This window comes from Tenacibaculum sp. AWR4_210 (assembly GCF_056160945.1).
The window spans coordinates 194299-213778 of record NZ_JBSWYF010000007.1 but is presented as its reverse complement, the minus strand read 5'-3'; the positions used below and the strand labels follow the sequence as shown (position 1 = coordinate 213778).

28 protein-coding genes are annotated in these 19480 nt (G+C 40.5%); 13 read left to right on the top strand and 15 right to left on the bottom strand.

Annotated features, from left to right (window positions below; genetic code table 11):
- Window positions 1-124: 124 nt before the first annotated feature.
- From ACXAG7_RS14490 to ACXAG7_RS14480, 3 genes are read left to right on the top strand one after another with little or no spacing between them, the layout of a single operon-like run.
- Window positions 125-1195: a sensor histidine kinase gene (locus ACXAG7_RS14490; protein WP_408042373.1), complete on the top strand. Its 1071-nt coding sequence runs from the start codon at window positions 125-127 to the stop codon at window positions 1193-1195.
- Window positions 1195-1905: a LytR/AlgR family response regulator transcription factor gene (locus ACXAG7_RS14485; RefSeq protein ID WP_408042374.1), complete on the top strand. Its 711-nt coding sequence runs from the start codon at window positions 1195-1197 to the stop codon at window positions 1903-1905. The genes ACXAG7_RS14490 and ACXAG7_RS14485 overlap by 1 nt, the downstream gene beginning before the upstream one ends.
- 42 nt (window positions 1906-1947) lie before the next feature.
- Complete coding sequence (locus tag ACXAG7_RS14480) at window positions 1948-2415, top strand: regulatory protein RecX (RefSeq protein ID WP_476667246.1); 468 nt, start codon at window positions 1948-1950, stop codon at window positions 2413-2415.
- Here ACXAG7_RS14480 and ACXAG7_RS14475 read toward each other — a convergent pair whose 3' ends face one another.
- Window positions 2416-2958 (bottom strand): hypothetical protein, encoded by a 543-nt coding sequence (locus ACXAG7_RS14475; protein WP_408042376.1) that lies wholly within the window; start codon window positions 2956-2958, stop codon window positions 2416-2418.
- 144 nt (window positions 2959-3102) lie between these two features.
- On the opposite strand from ACXAG7_RS14475, the gene ACXAG7_RS14470 reads away from it, so the two are divergent.
- From ACXAG7_RS14470 to ACXAG7_RS14460, 3 genes are all read left to right on the top strand, one after another.
- The gene (locus tag ACXAG7_RS14470) at window positions 3103-4062 is read left to right on the top strand and encodes an NAD-dependent epimerase/dehydratase family protein (RefSeq protein WP_476667245.1); all 960 of its coding nucleotides are present in this window, start codon (window positions 3103-3105) and stop codon (window positions 4060-4062) included.
- 89 nt (window positions 4063-4151) lie between these two features.
- Complete coding sequence (locus tag ACXAG7_RS14465) at window positions 4152-4742, top strand: thioredoxin family protein (RefSeq protein ID WP_408042378.1); 591 nt, start codon at window positions 4152-4154, stop codon at window positions 4740-4742.
- An 85-nt stretch (window positions 4743-4827) separates the two neighbouring features.
- Window positions 4828-5307, top strand: coding sequence for an ABC transporter ATPase (locus ACXAG7_RS14460; RefSeq protein ID WP_476667244.1), 480 nt, complete (start codon window positions 4828-4830; stop codon window positions 5305-5307).
- Window positions 5308-5316: 9 nt separating this feature from the next.
- Here ACXAG7_RS14460 and ACXAG7_RS14455 read toward each other — a convergent pair whose 3' ends face one another.
- Window positions 5317-5853: a hypothetical protein gene (locus tag ACXAG7_RS14455; RefSeq protein WP_476667243.1), complete on the bottom strand. Its 537-nt coding sequence runs from the start codon at window positions 5851-5853 to the stop codon at window positions 5317-5319.
- A 97-nt stretch (window positions 5854-5950) separates the two neighbouring features.
- Here ACXAG7_RS14455 and ACXAG7_RS14450 point away from each other — a divergent pair, with 97 nt between their 5' ends.
- Complete coding sequence (locus tag ACXAG7_RS14450) at window positions 5951-6232, top strand: hypothetical protein (protein ID WP_476667242.1); 282 nt, start codon at window positions 5951-5953, stop codon at window positions 6230-6232.
- 75 nt (window positions 6233-6307) lie between these two features.
- On the opposite strand, the gene truB is transcribed toward ACXAG7_RS14450, so the two are convergent.
- The 8 genes from truB to ACXAG7_RS14410 form a co-directional block, all read right to left on the bottom strand.
- On the bottom strand, window positions 6308-7021 hold the full coding sequence (gene truB, locus ACXAG7_RS14445) for a tRNA pseudouridine(55) synthase TruB (protein ID WP_476667241.1): 714 nt from the start codon (window positions 7019-7021) through the stop codon (window positions 6308-6310).
- Complete coding sequence (locus ACXAG7_RS14440; protein ID WP_408042383.1) at window positions 7022-7816, bottom strand: undecaprenyl-diphosphate phosphatase; 795 nt, start codon at window positions 7814-7816, stop codon at window positions 7022-7024.
- Window positions 7817-7818: 2 nt separating this feature from the next.
- The gene (locus ACXAG7_RS14435) at window positions 7819-8061 is read right to left on the bottom strand and encodes a DUF3098 domain-containing protein (RefSeq protein WP_408042384.1); all 243 of its coding nucleotides are present in this window, start codon (window positions 8059-8061) and stop codon (window positions 7819-7821) included.
- A gap of 24 nt (window positions 8062-8085) precedes the next feature.
- Window positions 8086-8964 carry a cell division protein FtsX gene (locus ACXAG7_RS14430; RefSeq protein ID WP_408042385.1) on the bottom strand — a complete coding sequence of 293 codons (879 nt, stop codon included), beginning with the start codon at window positions 8962-8964 and terminating at the stop codon, window positions 8086-8088.
- Between the two features lie 79 nt (window positions 8965-9043).
- A complete protein-coding gene (mce, locus tag ACXAG7_RS14425) occupies window positions 9044-9448 on the bottom strand; it encodes a methylmalonyl-CoA epimerase (protein WP_408042386.1) in 405 nt (134 codons plus the stop codon).
- 35 nt (window positions 9449-9483) lie between these two features.
- Entirely contained in the window at window positions 9484-10026 is a 543-nt protein-coding gene (locus ACXAG7_RS14420; protein WP_408042387.1) for a hypothetical protein, read from the bottom strand.
- A gap of 2 nt (window positions 10027-10028) precedes the next feature.
- Window positions 10029-10700 carry a hypothetical protein gene (locus tag ACXAG7_RS14415; protein ID WP_408042388.1) on the bottom strand — a complete coding sequence of 224 codons (672 nt, stop codon included), beginning with the start codon at window positions 10698-10700 and terminating at the stop codon, window positions 10029-10031.
- Window positions 10701-10761: 61 nt separating this feature from the next.
- Complete coding sequence (locus ACXAG7_RS14410; protein WP_408042389.1) at window positions 10762-11382, bottom strand: DUF2589 domain-containing protein; 621 nt, start codon at window positions 11380-11382, stop codon at window positions 10762-10764.
- Between the two features lie 460 nt (window positions 11383-11842).
- On the opposite strand from ACXAG7_RS14410, the gene ACXAG7_RS14405 reads away from it, so the two are divergent.
- The 6 genes from ACXAG7_RS14405 (at window position 11843) to ACXAG7_RS14380 (ending at window position 16245) form a co-directional block, all read left to right on the top strand.
- Window positions 11843-12505 (top strand): hypothetical protein, encoded by a 663-nt coding sequence (locus ACXAG7_RS14405; protein WP_408042390.1) that lies wholly within the window; start codon window positions 11843-11845, stop codon window positions 12503-12505.
- A 25-nt stretch (window positions 12506-12530) separates the two neighbouring features.
- Window positions 12531-13130: a hypothetical protein gene (locus tag ACXAG7_RS14400; RefSeq protein ID WP_408042391.1), complete on the top strand. Its 600-nt coding sequence runs from the start codon at window positions 12531-12533 to the stop codon at window positions 13128-13130.
- The gene (locus ACXAG7_RS14395; RefSeq protein WP_476667240.1) at window positions 13106-13852 is read left to right on the top strand and encodes a sensor histidine kinase; all 747 of its coding nucleotides are present in this window, start codon (window positions 13106-13108) and stop codon (window positions 13850-13852) included. Before ACXAG7_RS14400 ends, ACXAG7_RS14395 begins: the two co-directional genes overlap by 25 nt.
- 46 nt (window positions 13853-13898) lie before the next feature.
- Window positions 13899-14543 (top strand): response regulator transcription factor, encoded by a 645-nt coding sequence (locus ACXAG7_RS14390; protein ID WP_408042393.1) that lies wholly within the window; start codon window positions 13899-13901, stop codon window positions 14541-14543.
- Between the two features lie 39 nt (window positions 14544-14582).
- The gene (rbfA, locus tag ACXAG7_RS14385; protein WP_408042394.1) at window positions 14583-14978 is read left to right on the top strand and encodes a 30S ribosome-binding factor RbfA; all 396 of its coding nucleotides are present in this window, start codon (window positions 14583-14585) and stop codon (window positions 14976-14978) included.
- 61 nt (window positions 14979-15039) lie between these two features.
- Window positions 15040-16245 carry an ABC transporter permease gene (locus ACXAG7_RS14380; RefSeq protein ID WP_476667239.1) on the top strand — a complete coding sequence of 402 codons (1206 nt, stop codon included), beginning with the start codon at window positions 15040-15042 and terminating at the stop codon, window positions 16243-16245.
- Between the two features lie 31 nt (window positions 16246-16276).
- Here the strand turns inward: ACXAG7_RS14380 and dusB are convergent, their stop codons facing one another.
- From dusB to ACXAG7_RS14355, 5 genes are all read right to left on the bottom strand, one after another.
- Window positions 16277-17254, bottom strand: a complete 978-nt coding sequence (gene dusB / locus ACXAG7_RS14375; RefSeq protein WP_408042396.1) for a tRNA dihydrouridine synthase DusB — start codon at window positions 17252-17254, stop codon at window positions 16277-16279.
- A gap of 93 nt (window positions 17255-17347) precedes the next feature.
- Complete coding sequence (locus ACXAG7_RS14370; protein ID WP_476667238.1) at window positions 17348-18211, bottom strand: DUF5777 family beta-barrel protein; 864 nt, start codon at window positions 18209-18211, stop codon at window positions 17348-17350.
- Window positions 18193-18573, bottom strand: a complete 381-nt coding sequence (locus ACXAG7_RS14365; RefSeq protein ID WP_476667237.1) for a hypothetical protein — start codon at window positions 18571-18573, stop codon at window positions 18193-18195. The genes ACXAG7_RS14370 and ACXAG7_RS14365 overlap by 19 nt, the downstream gene beginning before the upstream one ends.
- Window positions 18554-19108, bottom strand: coding sequence for a YceI family protein (locus ACXAG7_RS14360; protein ID WP_408042399.1), 555 nt, complete (start codon window positions 19106-19108; stop codon window positions 18554-18556). Before ACXAG7_RS14360 ends, ACXAG7_RS14365 begins: the two co-directional genes overlap by 20 nt.
- Window positions 19089-19451 carry a hypothetical protein gene (locus ACXAG7_RS14355; RefSeq protein ID WP_408042400.1) on the bottom strand — a complete coding sequence of 121 codons (363 nt, stop codon included), beginning with the start codon at window positions 19449-19451 and terminating at the stop codon, window positions 19089-19091. The genes ACXAG7_RS14360 and ACXAG7_RS14355 overlap by 20 nt, the downstream gene beginning before the upstream one ends.
- Window positions 19452-19480 lie beyond the last annotated feature (29 nt).

Sequence of the window (19480 nt, the reverse complement as noted above, 5' to 3'; positions counted from 1 at the left end):
GACGTTTACTAAAAGTGTACTCAATGGACGTATTGGGCGACGGAGAGGTTACATTTGGGAGCGATTTTTTCTCGTTGGTCGATTTTTGGTACCGTTTGATACTCCTTGCGTATCTTTAGCCACCATGAGTACTATAGATAAAATATTGCGGTTTTTTTTTGAGCAACCCCGTTGGGTAAAACACAGTTTGTTTTGGTTGGGAATCTTGTTGTTAATGATTCCGAAAGAGTTGGTATACAGCAGAGAAAGCCCTTTTGAAATTGCCGTGATGTACTGCTGCATTATTGTGGGCCAAGTGGGAGCTTCGTATTTCTTTGCCTATTGGGTAATTCCGAATTACCTGTGGAAACGCCGCTATCTCCTCACCGTTTTGTTTTTTATCCTCGGTACGTACGCGTTTAGTGTCGTTGAACGTATCATGGTAGTGCACGTCGGCGAAACGCTGGTACGAACACCTCCCTTTGTACAAGAACCCGTTTGGGAGATTTTAACAGATTGGAAAAAATTATTACACGGCTACATCCCGGCACTCTACTCAGGAGTGGTGTTTTTTTTGTTGGTTAAATACTTCGGAGAATACAAAAAGGTAAAGGAGCGCGATTTGGAACTCAGTAAAGAAAAGGCGCGCAACGAGTTAAAAATGCTCAAAGCGCAACTCAATCCTCATTTTTTGTTCAATACCCTCAATAACATCTATACGCTGGCCCTGAGTAATGCACCGAATACTGCTGAGTCTATAGGGAAACTCTCTGAAATTTTGGATCACGTATTGTACAAGTGTTCTGGAAATTGGGTATTGCTTTCTGATGAGTTGCAGTTGATTGCCAACTATATAAGTCTGGAGCGTTTGCGCTATGACGAACGTCTAAAAATAGAAACTTCCGAGCAGCTCAGCGGAGATGTTGAAATTCCTCCGTTAATCTTACTATCTTTGGTAGAAAATGCCTTCAAACACGGCGCTGGGGAAGATAGCGGAGCCCCGAGTATACACATGCACACCGAGGTTGGCGATGACGAGTTTGTATTTCGGATTAAAAATTCTATTCCCCTCGGATACCAAGCCAAGGAAGAGGGAATTGGATTAACTAATATTACCAAACAACTCGATTTAGTTTACGCTGAAGCTTATGAGTTGGATATCACCGTTGATCGTTCGTATTTTGAAGTAGTACTCACCGTAAAAATTGACCATTAATGACGAAGATAAAATGCTTGCTTGTCGACGATGAGCCTTTGGCTCAAGAGCTGTTGAAAAATCACATCAGTAAAATAGATCGCTTGGAGGTCATTGCTACCTGTTCGACAGCGATGAAAGCCTTTGAAATCATCAGTACCCAAAAGGTTGATCTGTTGTTTTTAGATATTAAAATGCCGTCTATGACAGGGTTGCAGTTGTTAAAAACACTCCGTCATCCACCGAAAACAATTTTTACCACGGCCTACCGAGAATACGCTTTTGAAAGTTATGAATTGGAAGCTGTTGATTACCTTCTCAAACCCATTACTTTTGAACGTTTTGTAAAGGCTGTTGATCGGTTTATTAGAAAAGAAGCGACGGTGTTACCTTCGGCAACGACAGCAGCGGAAAAAGAGTATATACTCTTAAAGTCAGGGACAAAATTTCACAAGATTTTACTGGATCACATCGTATATGTAGAAAGTCTAAAAGACTATGTAAAAGTGTATCTGGAAGACGGTAAAAAGGTATTGTCTAAGTATAAAATAGGTAGCTTAGAAGCCGAATTGCCAGCAACAACCTTTTTACGTGTGCACCGTTCATACCTGATCAATACACAAAAAATTACTGCTTTTACCTTGCACGATATAGAAGTGGGCGCTGTGGAAATTCCGATCGGAGCGAGTTATAAAGAACGGGCCATGGCCTTTTTAGACCGACTCAAATAATTGTCGGAATCCTACTATATTTGCCCAGCAAAATTTTAGAGCATGCATAGAAAAGTGTATACGGTTGAGGAAATCAAACGCAAAATGGAACAGTACTGTGTGTATCAAGATCGCTGCCATAAAGAGGTAGAGCAGAAATTGATACAATACCAACTGATTCCAGAGGCACGTGAACACATATTATTGCATTTGCTAAACCATGAGTTTTTAAATGAAGAACGCTTTGCTAAGAGTTTTGCCCGCGGAAAGTTTCGCATAAAAAAATGGGGAAGAGACCGCATTACACGAGAGCTTAAGTTCAGGGATATCTCTTCGTATTTAATAAAAGTAGCGCTCCGAGAAATCGATGCGGAGGAGTACGAGGAAACCTTGTTTGAGCTGGTGGCCAAAAAACAACAGAGTCTTCGTGAGGAAGATCCGTTTAAACGCAGAAAAAAACTATTTGATTTTCTGAAGTACAGAGGCTACGAAACAAGCTTGATTAACCGAGCCCTACTGGAACTCGATTAATTACTGCATTCTATTGAAAACGCTGTCGAGCTTCACCGTTTTATCCAAGTCTTGCTTTTTATAGGTATGTTCAATTTTAGAGGCCATACTGTTGTAGGTATTCACAACAGCGCTGATTTGCTTGTTAACTTCTCCCGAAGAGATGGCTGGGATGTACGTCATGTCAACCAAGCGCAATACTTCGTTTTCAAAAACGTTAATTCTCGCTTTAAATGCACGGGTTTGCAAAGCGTCGATTCGGTTACTGTCCTTGGCCATTTTTGTAAGACTTTTGAGTTCCAGGGCATTGTCGAGTGCCTCACGAGCTGAAATTTTGTTGTACACAGCCAAGAACTCCTGCAAATCTTTAAACTCTTTCCAGTGTTTGATACGCTGTAAATTGGCGTCGTTAAGAGGTTTTACCTTGTAATTGTGAAATTGCTTAAATCCGGTTTTGACAACGGTTTTCGTTTGCGGAGCAGTCTTTTTTTCTTCACAAGAAATACTCGTTACAAAAAGGGTCGAAAGACCGAGGATATAGGGAAGTTTCACTAATGTTTTCATGGTGGTAAAGGTACTTTATTTTAGGAGATAAGCCAAAGAAGTATCGGACTCTTCTTCTTTATTAAAAGTTAAAAATTGCGTTTTTTCTTTTGTGAATTCTTAAATTTAATACTTTTGTATGCCTATATTTTTGAATTATTAATAATGAGTGAGACTATACTTATCATTGGGGCCTGTGGCCAAATTGGAGTAGCTCTAACGGAAAGGTTGCGAGCTGTTTACGGAAATCAACAAGTAATCGCATCTGATATTAGAGAAGGCAGTGCAGCGTTGATGGAATCCGGCCCATTTGAAATTGTAGATGCTACTAACAAAGAAAATATTCAAGAAGTTGTCGAAAAATACGGGGTCACTGACGTGTATTTAATGGCAGCCATGCTATCGGCAACTGCAGAGAAATATCCGTTGAAAGGATGGGATTTAAATATGACTTCCCTGTTGGCGGTTTTGGAGTTGGCGAAAGAAAAATTGATTAAAAAGGTGTATTGGCCAAGTTCTATGGCCGTTTTTGGGAGTACGTCTCCAAAAATGAACACACCGCAGCAAACTGTGATGGAGCCATCAACGGTATACGGAATTAGTAAGGTAGCCGGAGAACACTGGTGTAACTATTACCACGATAAATACGGTGTTGACGTTCGAAGTATTCGCTATCCAGGAATCATCAGTTGGAAAACCTTGCCCGGGGGAGGAACTACAGACTATGCTGTAGACATCTATTTCGAGGCGCTTAAAAAAGGATCGTTTGAGTGTTTCTTGAAAGAAGACGCACGATTGCCAATGATGTATATGGAAGATGCTATTGATGCTACGGTAAAAATTATGCAAGCTGCCCCTGAAGAGATCAAAGTGCGTACCTCGTATAACCTGGCAGCTATTAGCTTTACTCCGAAAGAGATTTCTGAAGAGATTAAAAAGTACGTTCCTGAATTCGAAATGAGCTACGCTCCGGATTTCCGTCAAGATATTGCGGACTCTTGGCCCGATATCATCGACGATACCCAGGCTCGTAAAGATTGGGGTTGGCGCCATGAGTACGATTTGAGTGCCATGACAAAAGACATCATCGAGAACTTAAAAGCGAATAAAGACTTGTGGTCGTAAGTATTTTAAAAAAGTACGTCTAAGCTATAGTGTAACCTAAGTAACGTTGTAGTTTGTACTTCCTCGTTACTTTTGCAAAAACAAGAGTCATGAAAGAAATTATAGAAAATAGCTTACAAAACGCCATGTCTTACGAGACGTATAGAACCTTAGTTCACGATTTAATTCAGGAAGGAAAATCGACAGGAGTTAACCAGTCGGACGATTTGTTGAATTACAGCACTTTGAACGACAAGCGCATGAAGCGTTTGGACAAAACAATTAAGATTTCTGAAGAGGCGAAAACGCAAGTGAAGGCTTTAGAGGAACAACGCACGTGGTTGGTCCTTACAGAAGGTTGGTGTGGTGATGCAGCTCAAAATTTACCTGTGATTAATAAATTGGCTGAAGAAAACGAGCAAATTGATTTAAAACTCGTGCTTCGCGATGAGCACCCGGCGTTGATGGATGCTTTTTTGACCAACGGTGCCCGAGCCATCCCAAAACTCATAGCCTTGGATGCTGATAAAAATGTAATTGGTACTTGGGGGCCACGTCCTTCTGAAGCGACGGCTATGGTTTTAGATTACAAAGAAAAAAATGGCAAATTGGATGCAGAATTCAAAAAAGATTTGCAAATTTGGTACAACAAAAATAAGGGTAGGAATACCGAGGGAGATTTACTATCATTATTGAGCTAATAATTAGAATTAAAAGTTGATAATCCGTTTGAACATTTTGTTTAAACGGATTTTTCTTTTGGTATCTTTGCCAAAAATTTATCAGATGTTTGTTACTAAAGATACGTTAACCGAAGACGCAAAAGTGTGGATATACCCAGCGAGTAGAAAGTTTTACCCGCAGGAATTGGAGGCGTTGAACGAAAAGTTGCGCAACTTCGTAGACGGCTGGAAAGCAGAAGATCCAGAGTTCAAAGCGTCTTTTAGCTTGGAGTACCAGCGTTTTATCGTGTTTTTTGCCGATGAGCAAGCCGTGTTAACCAATGCCGATATCGATGCACAGGTTAGCTTTATTTTGGAGCTAGAACAAACGTACGAACTCGTGTTGATGGACAAGATGAACGTTTGTTTTAAGCAAGGTGATTTTGTGCAATACAAAGATGTCAAAGCCTTTAAAAAATTATTGAAAGACAAGTCGGTATCTTCAAAAACTGTGGTTTTCGATAACTTAGTGCAAAATAAATACGAGTTTGATACGTATTGGGAAGTGCCTATTACTGAAAGTTGGTATAGTCGATTTTTGTAGTGGTTGCGCTTAAAATAGTGTAAATCCAATACTTAAAGAAAGACTGTCTAAATAGCCGTTTTTGAAGCCTGCAATCATTTTTCGGTGATAGTCGATGCGGACGAACCCATCTACACTGTGTGAACTTAAGGACATAAAGCCCAATCCAAATCGATAGTAATTCCCGTTCGAGAAGCGATGCGAAAGACGAAACATCTGACCGTAACTCGCCTCGACAAATACCGCGCTACTTTCTTGGTGGCTGAGGTGGTATCGCAAACTTCCAAACATCGGAATTGCATTGATCGAGTAACTGAAGTGATGATCGTATCCCAGGTTGAAACTGGCGGCCCAACGATCGTCAAAATAATAACCTACCGAAGTACGTAAAAGTATCGATTTCGGTTCGATAAGTGTCCCGCTACTGTCGTCATCAGCATCGTATTCTTGGTTGATGCCTAAGGTGGTTCCCAGTGAAGCACTGAAGAATGGACTGCCCTTTAAATCTTGTGCGTTGACCTGATAATAGCTGAAAAGTAAGGTGATAGCGAGTAGTAGTTTTTTCATGTAATTTGTTGTTTTCCCTAGTTTTACAAAAACTATTCCAAAAAGGCGATTGTAACATTTTTGTTTTTTGGTCGTCATATAGGAAAACAATGTAATCATGGAAAGAAGAAGAACCTTAGGAATATTAACGACCATTAGTAGTAGTAAATTTAGATCCCGTAAACGCGATTTGTTAGGCTTAACGTCTAGGAAACTCTTAGGGAAAACCACCAAAAAGATAGCCTTGAAGTTTCGACCAGTACCTCGCGAAAAGCTATTGGTATTCAGAGAAAAGTTTAAGCGACAATTGGCACGTCAACGCCAACAACAACAATTGCAGTTCGGTATTTTTAGCGCCGTAGTAGTAGCCTTAGTGACCAGTTTAATGTATTGGGTATAATAGCCCAGCATAGTATATAAAAAAACACCTAGTACGTTTGTGCTAGGTGTTTGTTTTTTATGGACATGAAGGCAATCAATCGTTTTCTTCTGTGGGGGCTGTAGCGTCCAATGCGCTTACAAAGCCGTCGATACTCGTAGCATCATCAACAGAGAAATCACCTATTTTGGTTCTTCGCAATGCTGATAAGTGCGCCCCAGATTGGAGGGCTTGCCCAAAATCGTGGGCTAACGAACGAATATAAGTTCCTTTGCTACAAACGACTCTAAAGTTTACCTCAGGTAAATTGATGCTAGTGAGTTCAAAGGTTTGGATTTCAATAGAACGAGCTTTGATCTCGGTAGTTTTACCAGCTCTTGCCAGTTCGTACAAGCGTTTACCATCCTTTTTTATCGCCGAAAAAATTGGTGGTTTCTGAGCAATAACACCCAAAAATTGTTGGGTTGCTTCGTGCAACATTGCTTCTGTAAGGTGTGCTGTGGGATATTCCTGATCAATTTCGGTTTCCAAATCGTAACTCGGTGTGGTAGCCCCCAAGGTAATCGTACCGGTGTACTCTTTAATTTGTCCTTGGTAAGTTTCGATGTTTTTTGTTTGTTTTCCCGTACAAATAATCAGTAAGCCAGTAGCTAAAGGATCTAAAGTCCCCGCGTGCCCCACTTTTATTTTTTTAATATTGAAGCGCTTCTTTATGTGCCAGCGCAATTTGTTTACCGCCTGAAATGAGGTCCACTCCAAGGGTTTGTCAATAAGTAAAACTTTTCCGTTTTTAAATTCTTCTAAAGTCATCTACATAAATAAAGCATATCCTATAGCGATACTACCAACTATAGCACAATAAATTGAGAAATATGATAATTTACTTTTCTTTACTAAGGCAATCATCCAGTTACAGGCTAGTATTCCCGATACAAAAGCAGCAACAAAGCCTGCGGCCAATGGAGTTACTGAGGTGTCACTAAAATTGATATCACCCCCTAAGAGGTCCTTGGCTACTTTTCCTAATATTAAGGGTACCACCATTAAAAATGAGAATCGAGCAGCTTTGGTACGGTCGATTCCGAGTAATACGGAGGTAGAAATTGTTGCTCCAGAACGCGATATTCCCGGTAACATGGCAATGGCTTGAGAAATACCAATAACCACCGCGTTGTTAAAAGTGACATTTTTCGAAGTGTTTTTCGCTTTGTCAGCTAACAAAAGAAGGGCAGCAGTTACGAGTAACATACAACCTACTAACAATATTTTTCCGCTGAAAAAACTTTCGAGTTCTTCCTCAAATGCCAATCCGATGATAACCGCCGGAATCATTGAAATGATAATTTTCAATGAAAATTTCATTTCATCATTCCAGGTAAACTGGAACAGTCCTTTAAATATCTGAGCTATTTCCCTTCGGAAAATAACGATGGTACTGAGTGCTGTGGCTGCGTGGAGTACCACGGTAAACGTCAAACTCTCCTGCGGTACTGATTGATCGCCAAACAAGGCTTTTGCTAATTCGAGATGCCCGCTGGAAGAGACGGGTAAAAATTCTGTCAATCCTTGAATCAATCCAAGGATGATCGCTTCTAATATATCCATGCTTATTTTTTAGGATTGGCTAAAATAGCATAAATTTCAATGCCCAATCCAATAATTACTAGGGTTGGAGCCAAGCGAATACGTCGCCAACTGTAGAGTTCTTCATTGAAAACATTGGGGTCATCACTACCGCCACCTGCCATCAGTATGAATCCCAGCGCTATAACGGCCAAACCGATAAGCATAAAGGTATAGTTGCGTTTTCCGAATAAAAATTCTTTAGAATTGTTGTTTTCGTTTTTCATGGTATGAGTTTTAAGCGAATCGGCTTAGTAGTATAAGTCGTTCGTTTGTAAGTTTAAGAATCGTTGTGTGGCAAAGAAGGTACTGATCCAAGTGATAAAAAAAGCGGTCAGTAATACGCCCCCTGTAACATAAGCAAGGGCTGTGTAATCTTTCGTTAAGGCCAATGTAGGAACGTAGTCATCCACGTAATAAATGACAATAAATAGCGATACCAAGGCTACCAAAGCTCCGATAAGCCCCAATTTGATGCTCTGCCAAATAAATGGTTTGCGGATAAAGCGCTTGGTAGCTCCAACCATTTGCATGGTTTTGATGTTGAAACGCTTTGAGTAAATGGCTAATCGAATGGAACTGTTGATCAGAATAATAGCGACAAGCCCAAAGAAACCACTTAAAATAAGTAGCCAAAAACTGATGCGCTTGATGTTTTTAGTCAGCTGAGTTACGAGTAATTTATCGTAGTTGACATCTGCGACAAACTTGTTCTTTTGATATTTCTTTTCAATGCGCAGCATTTCTTCAGGGGTAACAAAAGCTGCTTTTAGTTTAATGTCGAATCCATTTTTTAACGGATTGTCACCTAAAAATTTAATAAAATCTTCTCCTAAATCTCTTTTGTAGGCTTTCGCAGCTTCCTCCTTACTCACGTAGCGTACGTTTTTTGTAAAGGGTTCCTTTGCCAAAGCTTCTTTAAAACTCGCGATTTGTTTTTTATCTAAATCGTCTTTTAAAAAAAGCGTCATGACAACCTTTTCTTTAAAGTGGTTGGCAACTTTTGTCGATTTTAAAACAATTAATCCGAGCATGCCAATCATAAAAAGTACCAAGGCAATACTGATGACCACTGAAACGTAAGAGGATTGCAGTCGTCGTTTTTGAAAAGAATCAAAAGATGTAGTCATGATTAATAGGCTATTTTAACTGCGCAAGATACTAAATACTCGTCAGTTATTAGTGTTGTCAATTGAGTTTACTTCGTTTTTACAAGTCGGCATCCTGACAGAGCTCAATGAGCACGCCATTCGTGGTTTTGGGGTGTAAAAAGGCAACGAGCTTGTTGTCTGCTCCTTTCTTGGGAGTTTCGTTTAAAACGGTGAACCCTTCGTTTTTAAGGCGTTGAATTTCTGCGTGAATATCGTCGACAGCAAAAGCGATATGGTGGATTCCCTCACCTTTTTTTTCTATGAATTTAGCAATCGGACTGTCGGGTTTTGTGGCTTCGAGTAATTCTATTTTGTTAGGCCCCGTTTTAAAAAATGAGGTCTTAACTCCTTCGCTAGCGACTTCTTCAATTTTGTAATGAGGAGCTCCAAACAACGAAGCAAATAATGCATTTGACTGCTCTAAATCCTTTACGGCAATTCCGATGTGTTCTATTTTATTCATAGGGTAAAAATAACAATTCTAGTCGGATAGTTTTGTTATAAATTTTCTAATTCTATGTGTTTGCCCAGTAAAAGGAGGACATCGGTTTTGTTGAGGTGGGTAAGTATTTGAATACTGATGGGTTTTAGCTGTTCGTGTTGCGAGCAAAACTGCCATATTTGTTGTATAAATTGCGTAAAATCGTCCTTCGGATCGTATCGGAATTGGCCACTTTGGTAAATGAGTGTTAAGAGCTGTTGAAGTAGGTTGACCCCGAGTTCGAGTTTTTCTTGATGTTTTTGGTAACATGCCCACAGGTCGTCTTGAGCTTGTGTTAGCAGCGATGAGGCTAAAAAGAGCCCTTCTTTTTTTTTCGACGAGCCCGTAGGGATAAACGTAGCGAGTTCCCCCCGTTTTACGGAAAACTTAGAGACCTCAGGCATGTTTAGTTCTTTGAGTACGCTTTCTGTTTCGAGTAACCAAGTGCCTATACTTCGCATACTCAAACTACTTTTGCGCTCGAGCTGATTGACCAAACCGGGAATGGCCGCCAGCTGCTGCTCGAGCTGTTGTGTGATTTTTGTGACAGATTTACGCATGATTATTCAGGTAATAGTTTCGATTCTTGCTCTCCTTTGTCATTTTCAGAGGTAAACCATTCCATTCCTTCTTCGTTGAGTGTCATTTTGATACGCACGATATTTTCTGGATTGATTTCCTGAAGTTTGTGGGCTTCTACGATGACCTTTGGCTGTTGTTTGGTCGTCGCTTTTGTTTGAATGGCGGGCGTAAGTGCTTCGTAGAGTTGAGCAGTGAGTAGTTTTACGTTTACGTTTTTGCGGTATACAGCACTAAAGCGTTCAGCCACGCGATAGGCGTATTGCTTGAGAGCCGATGGTACGTCGTTTTGCGCCTTGATGTTTTTTTCTAGTAATTCGCTCTCTTCTGCGATGAGCGATCGTATCGCCGTCGAAATTTTTCGATCAAAGGCCGTGACTTTGGATTGGTTTTTTAACAGCGTATAGGTCTGTGAGTTGAACGCGACATTGTCGATAGGTTCGTACTGTGTATCTAATTGGGCTTCGAGTGATCCGATTGCTACAGGAATGGACAGTTCTATTTGTTGCGCCTTAAATCGAGGAATAGAAAAATGTTTGAGCAAATCGTGTTTTGCAAATTTTTCTGCAATCTCCAAGGATTTTAAGTCCGACATCAAGCGTGCTTCGGCGAGGCTAGTGGCAATACCTCCTAAATATTCATTTAAATTTACCATAGTGTTTGCGTTTAAGAAGAGGCTGCGTACCTCGGGTACGCCTACCTCTTAACATTAGTGATTATGCTACTGCAGCGATACTGTCTTCGAGCATGTCTAAAATTCTACTCAACCCTTCTGGCAACTCGTCATTTACGGCGCGTACTTTTACTCCTAGGTTGTAGGTTTTATCTACTTTAACTCCTTGTGAAGTGTTGCGCTTGTACGAAGCAGAAGCTTTGAAGTTCACAATTTTGTAATTGATTCCCAACTCTGCACTTGCGGCGAATTCTGAGGAAACGTTTCTCGTTTCTGTAGAACTTAAGCGGGCATTGAAATCGATGTTTACTTCGTCGATGCGCAGTGATGGAATGGTTAACATGGTGAGGAAGGGAACCTTGATTTCTACCTCATTTTCTAAATACGTGTTGGCAGTGTCTGTTGAAGGAGGAAGTCCTTCAGCGGCTAAATCGGCAGCAGATTTACCAAAATGTGGATTGGGAACCGATTTTTTGTATTGAAAATCTACATAGCGAAGCGAATCGACAGTTGCCGGATCTCCGTCGTTTTCAAATCCAACTTCTTGGATAAAGTTAACGGTGGCCATAGAGGCAGCCGTTTGTGCTTGAATGGCAGCCTGTAAGGGTCCACCTACGTACACGTTAAAGTCTAGACTGTTCAATTCTGGAACTAAATTTGGCATGGTTTAAAGTTTTAATGTACCTACTCTGTTTGGTATACGGCTTTTCGGTTTGCGCCGAGTATTTCGAAATAACTGAGGCAAAGTTCTGAGAGATGATAGTTTTTTTTTCGAGGAGAATTCCTAGAATATCAGAAGAGAATTACGGTGTTTTACACCTGTATTTAACCGTGAATAGTTAAGGAGTATTCCTTGGTAAAAGGGGAAAAACACCCGAAAAGGAAACGGAGGGTGCAGGTGAGAAGTACGCTTTGTAGTTGGCGCAATTACTAGGAACTAAATCAATATTTTTTGGGCAAGAGGGGAAGTCTGCTAATTGGTCAAGTGAAAAAACTGCAAGCATTAGGGGGATTTTCCCCTTTATTTTTTTTAAAGTCTTGATTTAATTGGGACTGTGAAAAAATACCTTGCTATATTGTACAGCCCCGTGCTATATTTGGCTAACTAAAAATCAAACCAAATCATGAAAAAAATGAGTTTTTTAAAGAGAATCATCGTCCGACTTATCAAAATGGTAGGAAAGGAGTTTGCTTGTGAGCTTTGTGAGGACTACAACCAGGATAAAGGTGTTTTTTGTTACAAAGACGAAGGGAGAACCAAAGAAATGTTGAGTTACCCGCAAGTGATAGAAATGTTGCAGGTGTACGATGAACACTGCATTGTGCCCTTTGAAAAAGCCATGGGATATGAAGATGCACGTATCAATACTTTTGATTTTGTACAATTTAAAAAATACTTAGGGCACGTAGAAAATTTGAGTAAGAAGGCAGGTATTGCCATGACGGGTATTAGTTTTATTTCTGTAGGAAAACTGCACGCCGATGACGGGAGAGAGTACAGTAGTTTAATTTATATGCCTTCGACCACGGTGGACGGTGCACAAGTGTTGTACGATCCAGTTCAGAGTTACCGCTCAAAAGCACTCGTGACTTTTGGAGAGATGCTGGCAAAACACGGCTATCAGTGGATTTACGATACCAAAGAGACCTATAAGAAAGGCAAGCGAAAAGACAATAAATACCAGCTTCCAGTCATGATGAAAGCGACAAATTCATTGAGAGATGGTAATGATTTTGAAGAAAGTGGAGCTGCCAACCTAAGTCATCTAACACCTCCTTATGCGTAATTCTTAATCTCTTAACTCAGCCAGAATGTTCCAAAATCTTTCCCTCTTCTTTCAAATTAGCACAGCCGTACTTAGTGTAGTGTATCTGAAGCGGTATGCAAACCAACCGTTCTACAAGTTTTTGGTAGCACTGCTACTGCTTATTGCGCTGGTCGAAAGCATCGGAACGTTTGTGTATTCTTTTAAGATCGATAGCTATTATCTGTCCTACGGTTTTATAGCGTTCCAAAATTTGTTGGCCTTGCTGTTGTTTCGAGTATTGGTAGGACAACGGAAAATTCTATGGCTGTTGTGGTGGGCATTTTTATTCGTGTGGTTGTGGTACTTTGAGGCAAGAGCTCAAATCACCAAACCGGTAATTTTTGGTTCTCTCTGTATCGCGGTGTACGCCTTGTGGTATTTGAGAGAATTGCTGTTGTCGGATAAGATTTTGGTGTACAAAAAAATGATCTCGTTTTGGGTAGCTGTCGCTTTTTTAATTTTTCACCTTTCGTCGGTTCCATTCTTTAGCATGGTTCACTACATGCAAACCCGAGGATTGTTTTTTGTATTAAATGTTCTTATTATCTTGATGAACTTATTGATAATTTTTGGATTCGTATGCAGCAAGAAGGAGAAATATTAATTGTGACGACCCTGGTCATCGTTATCGTAGTGGCTTTTTTAGTGCTGCTATTTTCGGTGTTTCAACGGAGAAAAAATAAATTACTGGAAGATCAAGAGGCCATAAAAAAACGCTTTGAAAGAGAAATTGCCGAAACGCAGATAGAAATTCGAGAAGAAACCTTGCGAAGCATCAGCTGGGAGTTGCACGACAATATTGGACAGCTGTTGACACTGGCAAAAATTCAATTGCAGCAGGTAGACTCAGAGGAACTGAAAGATATTACGGAAACGATTAGCAAGAGCTTGTCAGAAATTCGATCGCTCTCCAAGTTGATCAACCCTGAATTCATCAATAACATCGCATTTACAGACGCCTTGCAACTGGAAATAGATCGTTTTAACCGATTAAATTACATCGAGGCGAGCTTGGAAATTGAGGGGGCCGTTCAAACGGTGAATCAAAAGCACGGAATTATCATGTTTCGCGTATTGCAAGAGTTTTTTTCCAATACCATTAAGCATTCTAAAGCTTCGGAATTGTGTTTGCATCTGAAGTATACCACCGAAGCACTTCACATCCGCGTGCGCGATAATGGAGTTGGCTTTGATATGGACAAGGTTGCCTACAAAGGACTTGGATTACAAAATATAAAAGCGCGTATAGAATTGATAAAAGCCCAAGCGGAACTAAAATCGGAGCCTCAAAATGGTACAACTTTGATAATTAATTATTATTTTTAAGCATTCCCCATTGTAGCAGAAGAGGAAACCTAAACTGAACTTTATTATGAAATATTCTGTAGTTGTCGTCGACGACCACACGTTGTTGTCGCAAGCAATCGAAGGTATGGTAAACACTTTCGATAAATTTAAAGTATTGTATACTTGTAAAAACGGAAAAGAACTCGCAGAAAAATTTACAGGATCACCTAAAAATGTCCCTGACATTGTTTTGGTCGATGTAAACATGCCTGTAATGAACGGGATAGAAACCACGCAGTGGATAGTGGAGCACCATCCGAAGGTACACGTGATGGCTTTATCGGTAGAAGATGCCGATACCACCATTTTAAAAATGTTGAAAGCAGGTGCTGTAGGCTATTTGCTAAAAGACACGAAAAAGGAAGTCCTAGAACGCGCTTTGATGGAATTGATGGAGAACGGTTTTTATCATACCAAAGAAGTGACCAATTTACTGTTGGAGTCCGTATCTGGAAAAAATGGAAAGAGTACTATCAAGTTTAAGGAAAACGAATTGACCTTTATGCGTTTGGCTTGTTCCGAGTTGACGTACAAAGAAATTGCCGAGAAAATGTTTCTAAGTCCTAAAACGATTGACGGGTATCGCGATAGCCTGTTTACAAAACTCGATGTCCGAAATAGGGTAGGACTTGTGATGTACGCGATAAAAAATAAAATCTATACGCCTTAAACACTAGAGCCCAAAGAAAATATTCCCTAAATTTGCAGCATGGAAGAAACAAATAGACAGCGAAAAATAGCAGGCGTACTCCAGCAAGACATAGTGGATGTATTACAACGCGCTGCTCAGGACGGAATGAGAGGAGTGATTATTTCTGTATCTAAAGTATCAGTAACAGCAGATTTAGGAGTAGCAAAGGTGTATTTGAGTGTTTTTCCTTCTGAAAAAAGAGAAGAAATCATCAAAGGAATTGTTTCTAATACGCCAGCAATTAGACACGAGCTCGCACAGCGTACGAGAAATCAATTGAGAAGAATGCCAGAGTTGTTGTTCTTCGGTGATGACAGTTTAGATTATATCGAAGAAATCGATAAGTCGTTGAAAGGTGAAGATCTAGATCCTATTAAAAATCCAGACATACTCCCGAGACGCCAAAAAAGATAAAAGGCTATGACTTTATAAAAAATTCACCTACTTTTGGTTTGTTGAATTTTTAACGAGTCCATTGAATTTTTCACTTTATATAGCCAAAAGGTATTTATATTCTAAGAGCAGTACCAATGCCATTAACATCATCACATTTATTGCGATGTTTGGAGTGGTGGTTGGTACTGCTGCTTTGTTTATAGTACTGTCGGGATTTTCTGGTTTGCGAACTTTCAGTGACTCGCTGTTGGAGGTATCCGATCCCGATCTTAAAATACTGCCAGCTACAGGAAAGAGAATTCAGTTTTCTCCCGAACTCCACGGCATGCTCAACAGCTCGAAGTCGGTTGTTACCTACGCCAAAGTCTTGGAGCAACGCGCTTCACTCATGTATCGCGATAAAAATCACATTGCCTATATCAAAGGAGTGGATACCAGCTTTAATCAGGTGGTGGCCATCGATTCGGCTGTGGTATTGGGAACCTGGTTGGACTATGAATACGTGAATACAGCAGTGGTTGGATCCGGAATTTCTTATGCCCTTTCATTAAATGTGGGAGACCTTGGGGAACCGTTAAAAATGTACGTGCCTAAACCCGGGAAGAAGTTTATCATGAACCCGAACAAAGCATTTAACTCCGTAAAAACGCAAGTGATAGGGATTTATACTGGTTCGGAAGAATTTCAAGGGAAATTCGTGTTTACCAGTCTGGCTTTAGCACAAGAATTGTTGGGGTACGATAAAAATGAGATTTCTGCAATCGAAGTAAAGCTGGTTCCAGGAGTAAAACCCAAACAGGTCAAAGCTGAATTACAACGTCAGTTGGGAGCGGGCTATGAGGTAAAAACCAAAAAAGAACTCAATGCCTTGTATTACAAGGTGGTAAATACAGAGAACTTTATTTCCTATTTGATATTTACCTTAATCATTATCATTGCGCTATTTAGCGTTATAGGGTCTATTATTATGATGATTATCGACAAGCGTAAAAATTTAAAAACCTTGCTGTTTATAGGCGCTAGTTTGGCGGATATCAAAAAGATATTTGTGTATCAAGGTTTTTTACTAGTTCTGGTAGGAATGTGTATCGGACTCTGCATCGGTGGAGCCTTAGTAGCGTTGCAATTGCAGTTTGGTTGGTTTAAAATCACAGCGAGTATGCCCTATCCGGTAGAACTGCGTTGGAGTAATTTTATCGTGGTGGTTTTGACCATTATCTGTTTAGGATTTATAGCGTCAAAAATTGCGAGTGCCCGAATCTCCGCTTCCTTTATTAACAAATAAAAAAAAAACAGCGAATCGCTGTTTTTCTTCATTAACTAAATTTTTCTTTGACGAGTTCAAAGGTGTCAAATACTACTTGCGGATCATCGCTAGTAACCATTTTTAAACGGTACTCTTTAAAATGCGGGATTCCTTTAAAATAGTTGGTATAATGTCTGCGTGTTTCCACAACTCCGAGGTGCTCTCCTTTCCAGTCGATCGACATTTCTAGGTGGCGTCGTGCCATTTCTGCACGTTCTGCAATGGTTGGTGGCGCTAGGTGTTCACCTGTTTTAAAATAGTGCTTTACTTCGTTGAAAAACCAAGGGTATCCTATAGAGGCTCTACCAATCATACAGCCGTCAAGTCCGTATACATCACGCATTTCTTTGGCTCTTTCAGGAGAGTCCACATCACCGTTTCCGAACACTGGAATGTGCATTCTAGGGTTGTTCTTTACCTCGGCAATAGGGCGCCAATCGGCATTTCCTTTGTACATTTGAGCACGTGTTCTACCGTGGATAGAAATTGCTTTACACCCTACATCTTGCAGGCGTTCTGCTACTTCCACAATGCGGATAGAGTCGTGATCCCAACCCAAACGCGTTTTAACGGTAATTGGTAAGCTGGTGTGTTTTACCATGGCTTCTGTAAGCTTTACCATCAAATCAATATCCTTTAAGATTCCGGCTCCAGCTCCTTTAGAAACTACCTTTTTCACCGGGCATCCGAAGTTGATATCAATAATGTCGGGTTTTGTTTTTTCAACAATCTCTACTGAGCGCAACATCGAATCTAAGTTGGCTCCAAAGATCTGTATTCCTACAGGGCGCTCTTTTTCGTAGATGTCTAACTTCATCACGCTCTTTGCAGCGTCTCTAATCAATCCTTCCGAAGAAATAAATTCTGTGTATACTACATCTGCACCGTTTTCCTTACATAGGGCTCTAAAGGGAGGGTCACTTACGTCCTCCATAGGAGCTAGTAACAACGGAAAATCTGGTAACTCTATATTATCAATCTTAACCACACTAAAAAATTTTGGCAAAGTTAACTTTTATTTTTTAGGTATAAAAAAAGGTTTCTGGTAGCAGAAACCTGTAGTAAGGGTGTTTTCAAGGAGTTAAAATACACGGACAATATTAAAACCAAAGGCAATATCTCCTTCAGCTTTGCTAATAAAGCCTGGTTCGTTGGTCGATTGCGCATTGGTAAACAACAGTTGAAAAACATGTCCTCCTGTTTCTATATCCACCCCAAAAGTATAGGGATTGGTAAATTTTGAGTTGCTATCACGGTTAAAGTTATGCACGTATTCAGCGTTTAAACTCACGCGCTTGCTAATTTTATAACGACCTCCTAAGCCCAAGGCAAATTGATTGTGGTTGGCGGTAATTGTATTGTTGAGGTCTTGTAAGTTTTCGCGAATGAAGGTCGGAGCTAATTCTAAGGAAAACGCTTTAGAAAAGCGTCGAGAAGCGAGCACTTGAAGGCTGTAACTGTAACGGTCGGCATCTTTCAGAGCAGGAAAGGTGGCTGTGTTGATTAAGGTGTTGCGGTATATTCCGGCATAGCCTACGAGGTTTACAGGAAATGAGGAGGATTGTTTGGCAATTCGAAACTTGGTATTTGCCGCATAGGTACGGTTAAACGATTCTCGGCTAATACTAAACTGTACGCCTTCCCAAAAGCTGTAAAGTAATTCAATTTTAGTGTTGGCATTGTCCAAGCCTAAAAAGGTGTCGAAGCCATCGCTAAGCGGACCAAAGCGGTGCGAAACGATGAGGTGTAAGTCACCCTTATCGGCAATTTTTGTCGATTGGAGATTGCCAATTTTTAAGGTCTTAAAAGCCGGAAGTACAAAGTGCTGTTCTTGACCATCCGTATCGAGTTCATCAAGCAGGTCATCCTGTGCCCACAATCCTGAAGGAATGGCGCAAAGCAGCCCCATAATTGCGAGTGTTTTTCTTATTTTTCTAGAATACATTGGTGTAATTTTAATTCATTTAACAGTTCGTCATAGCCAATAACTTGACCTTTAATGTTTATTTTTTGTGCTTTACTCAAGGAGTTCTTTTCTGTCATCTGACAAAAGGCAACGGCATCTACCAGTACGCCGTCGGCGAGTAACTCCGTTACAACTCCAGTCAAAACAACAGTTTTACCGTTCCACGAGGTCGGTTCTTTTTGGAGTTTTGTCAGAAAATCGTTGGTAGTTCCGCGGTAAGCTACGGAGCGTTGTTCCGTAGTTTTAGGCGCTTGAAAAAGGTATTGATAGATTCCAAAACTGCTCAGTGTGATCGCTAATAAACCGATGAGAAACCACTTTTTATTTTTTTGAAAGTTCATAGTGTATACTAATACGTATGTTTTTCGCTATTTTTTTTCGAACAATACTCGGAATTTCAATGCCGAATTCAGCCGCCGTTACCTCGAATGTCCCCGCTAATACCCACTGTCCTTTGTTAGGGGTGAAGCGAATGGGTAGGGTAACTTTCTTTGTTTTTCCACGTATGGTAAGCGTTCCACTAAGGGTATATTCGCGCATAGTACTGCCATCAAAGCCTTCAAAACCCTGAATTTTCCCGCGAAAAGTCGCCTTAGGAAAGCTATCAGAATCCATGTAGTTTTCATTAAAGTGTTCTTGCATTAAAGCCACTCTGAATTGAAAGGAGTTGATGAACACTTGAGCCGCGAAATCACCGCTATTTGTTAGGATGGCCGAACTGCTATTGCTCGTTGCTTCAACGGGTTCAAAAGCATCTACTGATGCTTTGAACTCCGTAGTACCCGTTCGGGTAAAGTATTTTTGTGCGCACATGCTTTGACTCGTAAAGAATAAAAGCAGGCAAAGGATGCGGATATTAATTTTCGAGATATCCATCCGTTTTCCATTTGGCAATTATAGCAACAACGGTAGAATTTTGTCCCGATGGCGGCATGGGATTTGAGCTGCTGTTGATTCGGGCGATGAGATTTCCGTTTTGCGCTGCATTTTTTACCTGAGTGTAATTGGTAAGGGGAAGTCCAGCCTGTGGTGAAACGGCATCGTGACAAGCCGATGTAGCACAACTGTTGTTGATTAAGGTTTTTACATCTTTGTCATAGGTCGTTTTGGTGGCCGTCGGTGTCGGGTTGTTGTCTGGCGGTGTCACTTCTGAAGAGGAACAGTTAAAGAAAAAGAGTGAAACACTCAGTACAAACAGGGATTTGGTTACATTTTTCATTGAATTGTTGTTTTTGTGATTTGTTAGTA

Coding starts and splice junctions, on each gene's coding strand:
- ACXAG7_RS14490 (WP_408042373.1), top strand. CDS start 125: ATGAGTACTATAGATAAAATATTGCGGTTTTTTTTTGAGCAACCCCGT.
- ACXAG7_RS14485 (WP_408042374.1), top strand. CDS start 1,195: ATGACGAAGATAAAATGCTTGCTTGTCGACGATGAGCCTTTGGCTCAA.
- ACXAG7_RS14480 (WP_476667246.1), top strand. CDS start 1,948: ATGCATAGAAAAGTGTATACGGTTGAGGAAATCAAACGCAAAATGGAA.
- ACXAG7_RS14475 (WP_408042376.1), bottom strand. CDS start 2,958: ATGAAAACATTAGTGAAACTTCCCTATATCCTCGGTCTTTCGACCCTT.
- ACXAG7_RS14470 (WP_476667245.1), top strand. CDS start 3,103: ATGAGTGAGACTATACTTATCATTGGGGCCTGTGGCCAAATTGGAGTA.
- ACXAG7_RS14465 (WP_408042378.1), top strand. CDS start 4,152: ATGAAAGAAATTATAGAAAATAGCTTACAAAACGCCATGTCTTACGAG.
- ACXAG7_RS14460 (WP_476667244.1), top strand. CDS start 4,828: ATGTTTGTTACTAAAGATACGTTAACCGAAGACGCAAAAGTGTGGATA.
- ACXAG7_RS14455 (WP_476667243.1), bottom strand. CDS start 5,853: ATGAAAAAACTACTACTCGCTATCACCTTACTTTTCAGCTATTATCAG.
- ACXAG7_RS14450 (WP_476667242.1), top strand. CDS start 5,951: ATGGAAAGAAGAAGAACCTTAGGAATATTAACGACCATTAGTAGTAGT.
- truB (WP_476667241.1), bottom strand. CDS start 7,021: ATGACTTTAGAAGAATTTAAAAACGGAAAAGTTTTACTTATTGACAAA.
- ACXAG7_RS14440 (WP_408042383.1), bottom strand. CDS start 7,816: ATGGATATATTAGAAGCGATCATCCTTGGATTGATTCAAGGATTGACA.
- ACXAG7_RS14435 (WP_408042384.1), bottom strand. CDS start 8,061: ATGAAAAACGAAAACAACAATTCTAAAGAATTTTTATTCGGAAAACGC.
- ACXAG7_RS14430 (WP_408042385.1), bottom strand. CDS start 8,964: ATGACTACATCTTTTGATTCTTTTCAAAAACGACGACTGCAATCCTCT.
- mce (WP_408042386.1), bottom strand. CDS start 9,448: ATGAATAAAATAGAACACATCGGAATTGCCGTAAAGGATTTAGAGCAG.
- ACXAG7_RS14420 (WP_408042387.1), bottom strand. CDS start 10,026: ATGCGTAAATCTGTCACAAAAATCACACAACAGCTCGAGCAGCAGCTG.
- ACXAG7_RS14415 (WP_408042388.1), bottom strand. CDS start 10,700: ATGGTAAATTTAAATGAATATTTAGGAGGTATTGCCACTAGCCTCGCC.
- ACXAG7_RS14410 (WP_408042389.1), bottom strand. CDS start 11,382: ATGCCAAATTTAGTTCCAGAATTGAACAGTCTAGACTTTAACGTGTAC.
- ACXAG7_RS14405 (WP_408042390.1), top strand. CDS start 11,843: ATGAAAAAAATGAGTTTTTTAAAGAGAATCATCGTCCGACTTATCAAA.
- ACXAG7_RS14400 (WP_408042391.1), top strand. CDS start 12,531: ATGTTCCAAAATCTTTCCCTCTTCTTTCAAATTAGCACAGCCGTACTT.
- ACXAG7_RS14395 (WP_476667240.1), top strand. CDS start 13,106: ATGCAGCAAGAAGGAGAAATATTAATTGTGACGACCCTGGTCATCGTT.
- ACXAG7_RS14390 (WP_408042393.1), top strand. CDS start 13,899: ATGAAATATTCTGTAGTTGTCGTCGACGACCACACGTTGTTGTCGCAA.
- rbfA (WP_408042394.1), top strand. CDS start 14,583: ATGGAAGAAACAAATAGACAGCGAAAAATAGCAGGCGTACTCCAGCAA.
- ACXAG7_RS14370 (WP_476667238.1), bottom strand. CDS start 18,211: ATGTATTCTAGAAAAATAAGAAAAACACTCGCAATTATGGGGCTGCTT.
- ACXAG7_RS14365 (WP_476667237.1), bottom strand. CDS start 18,573: ATGAACTTTCAAAAAAATAAAAAGTGGTTTCTCATCGGTTTATTAGCG.
- ACXAG7_RS14360 (WP_408042399.1), bottom strand. CDS start 19,108: ATGGATATCTCGAAAATTAATATCCGCATCCTTTGCCTGCTTTTATTC.
- ACXAG7_RS14355 (WP_408042400.1), bottom strand. CDS start 19,451: ATGAAAAATGTAACCAAATCCCTGTTTGTACTGAGTGTTTCACTCTTT.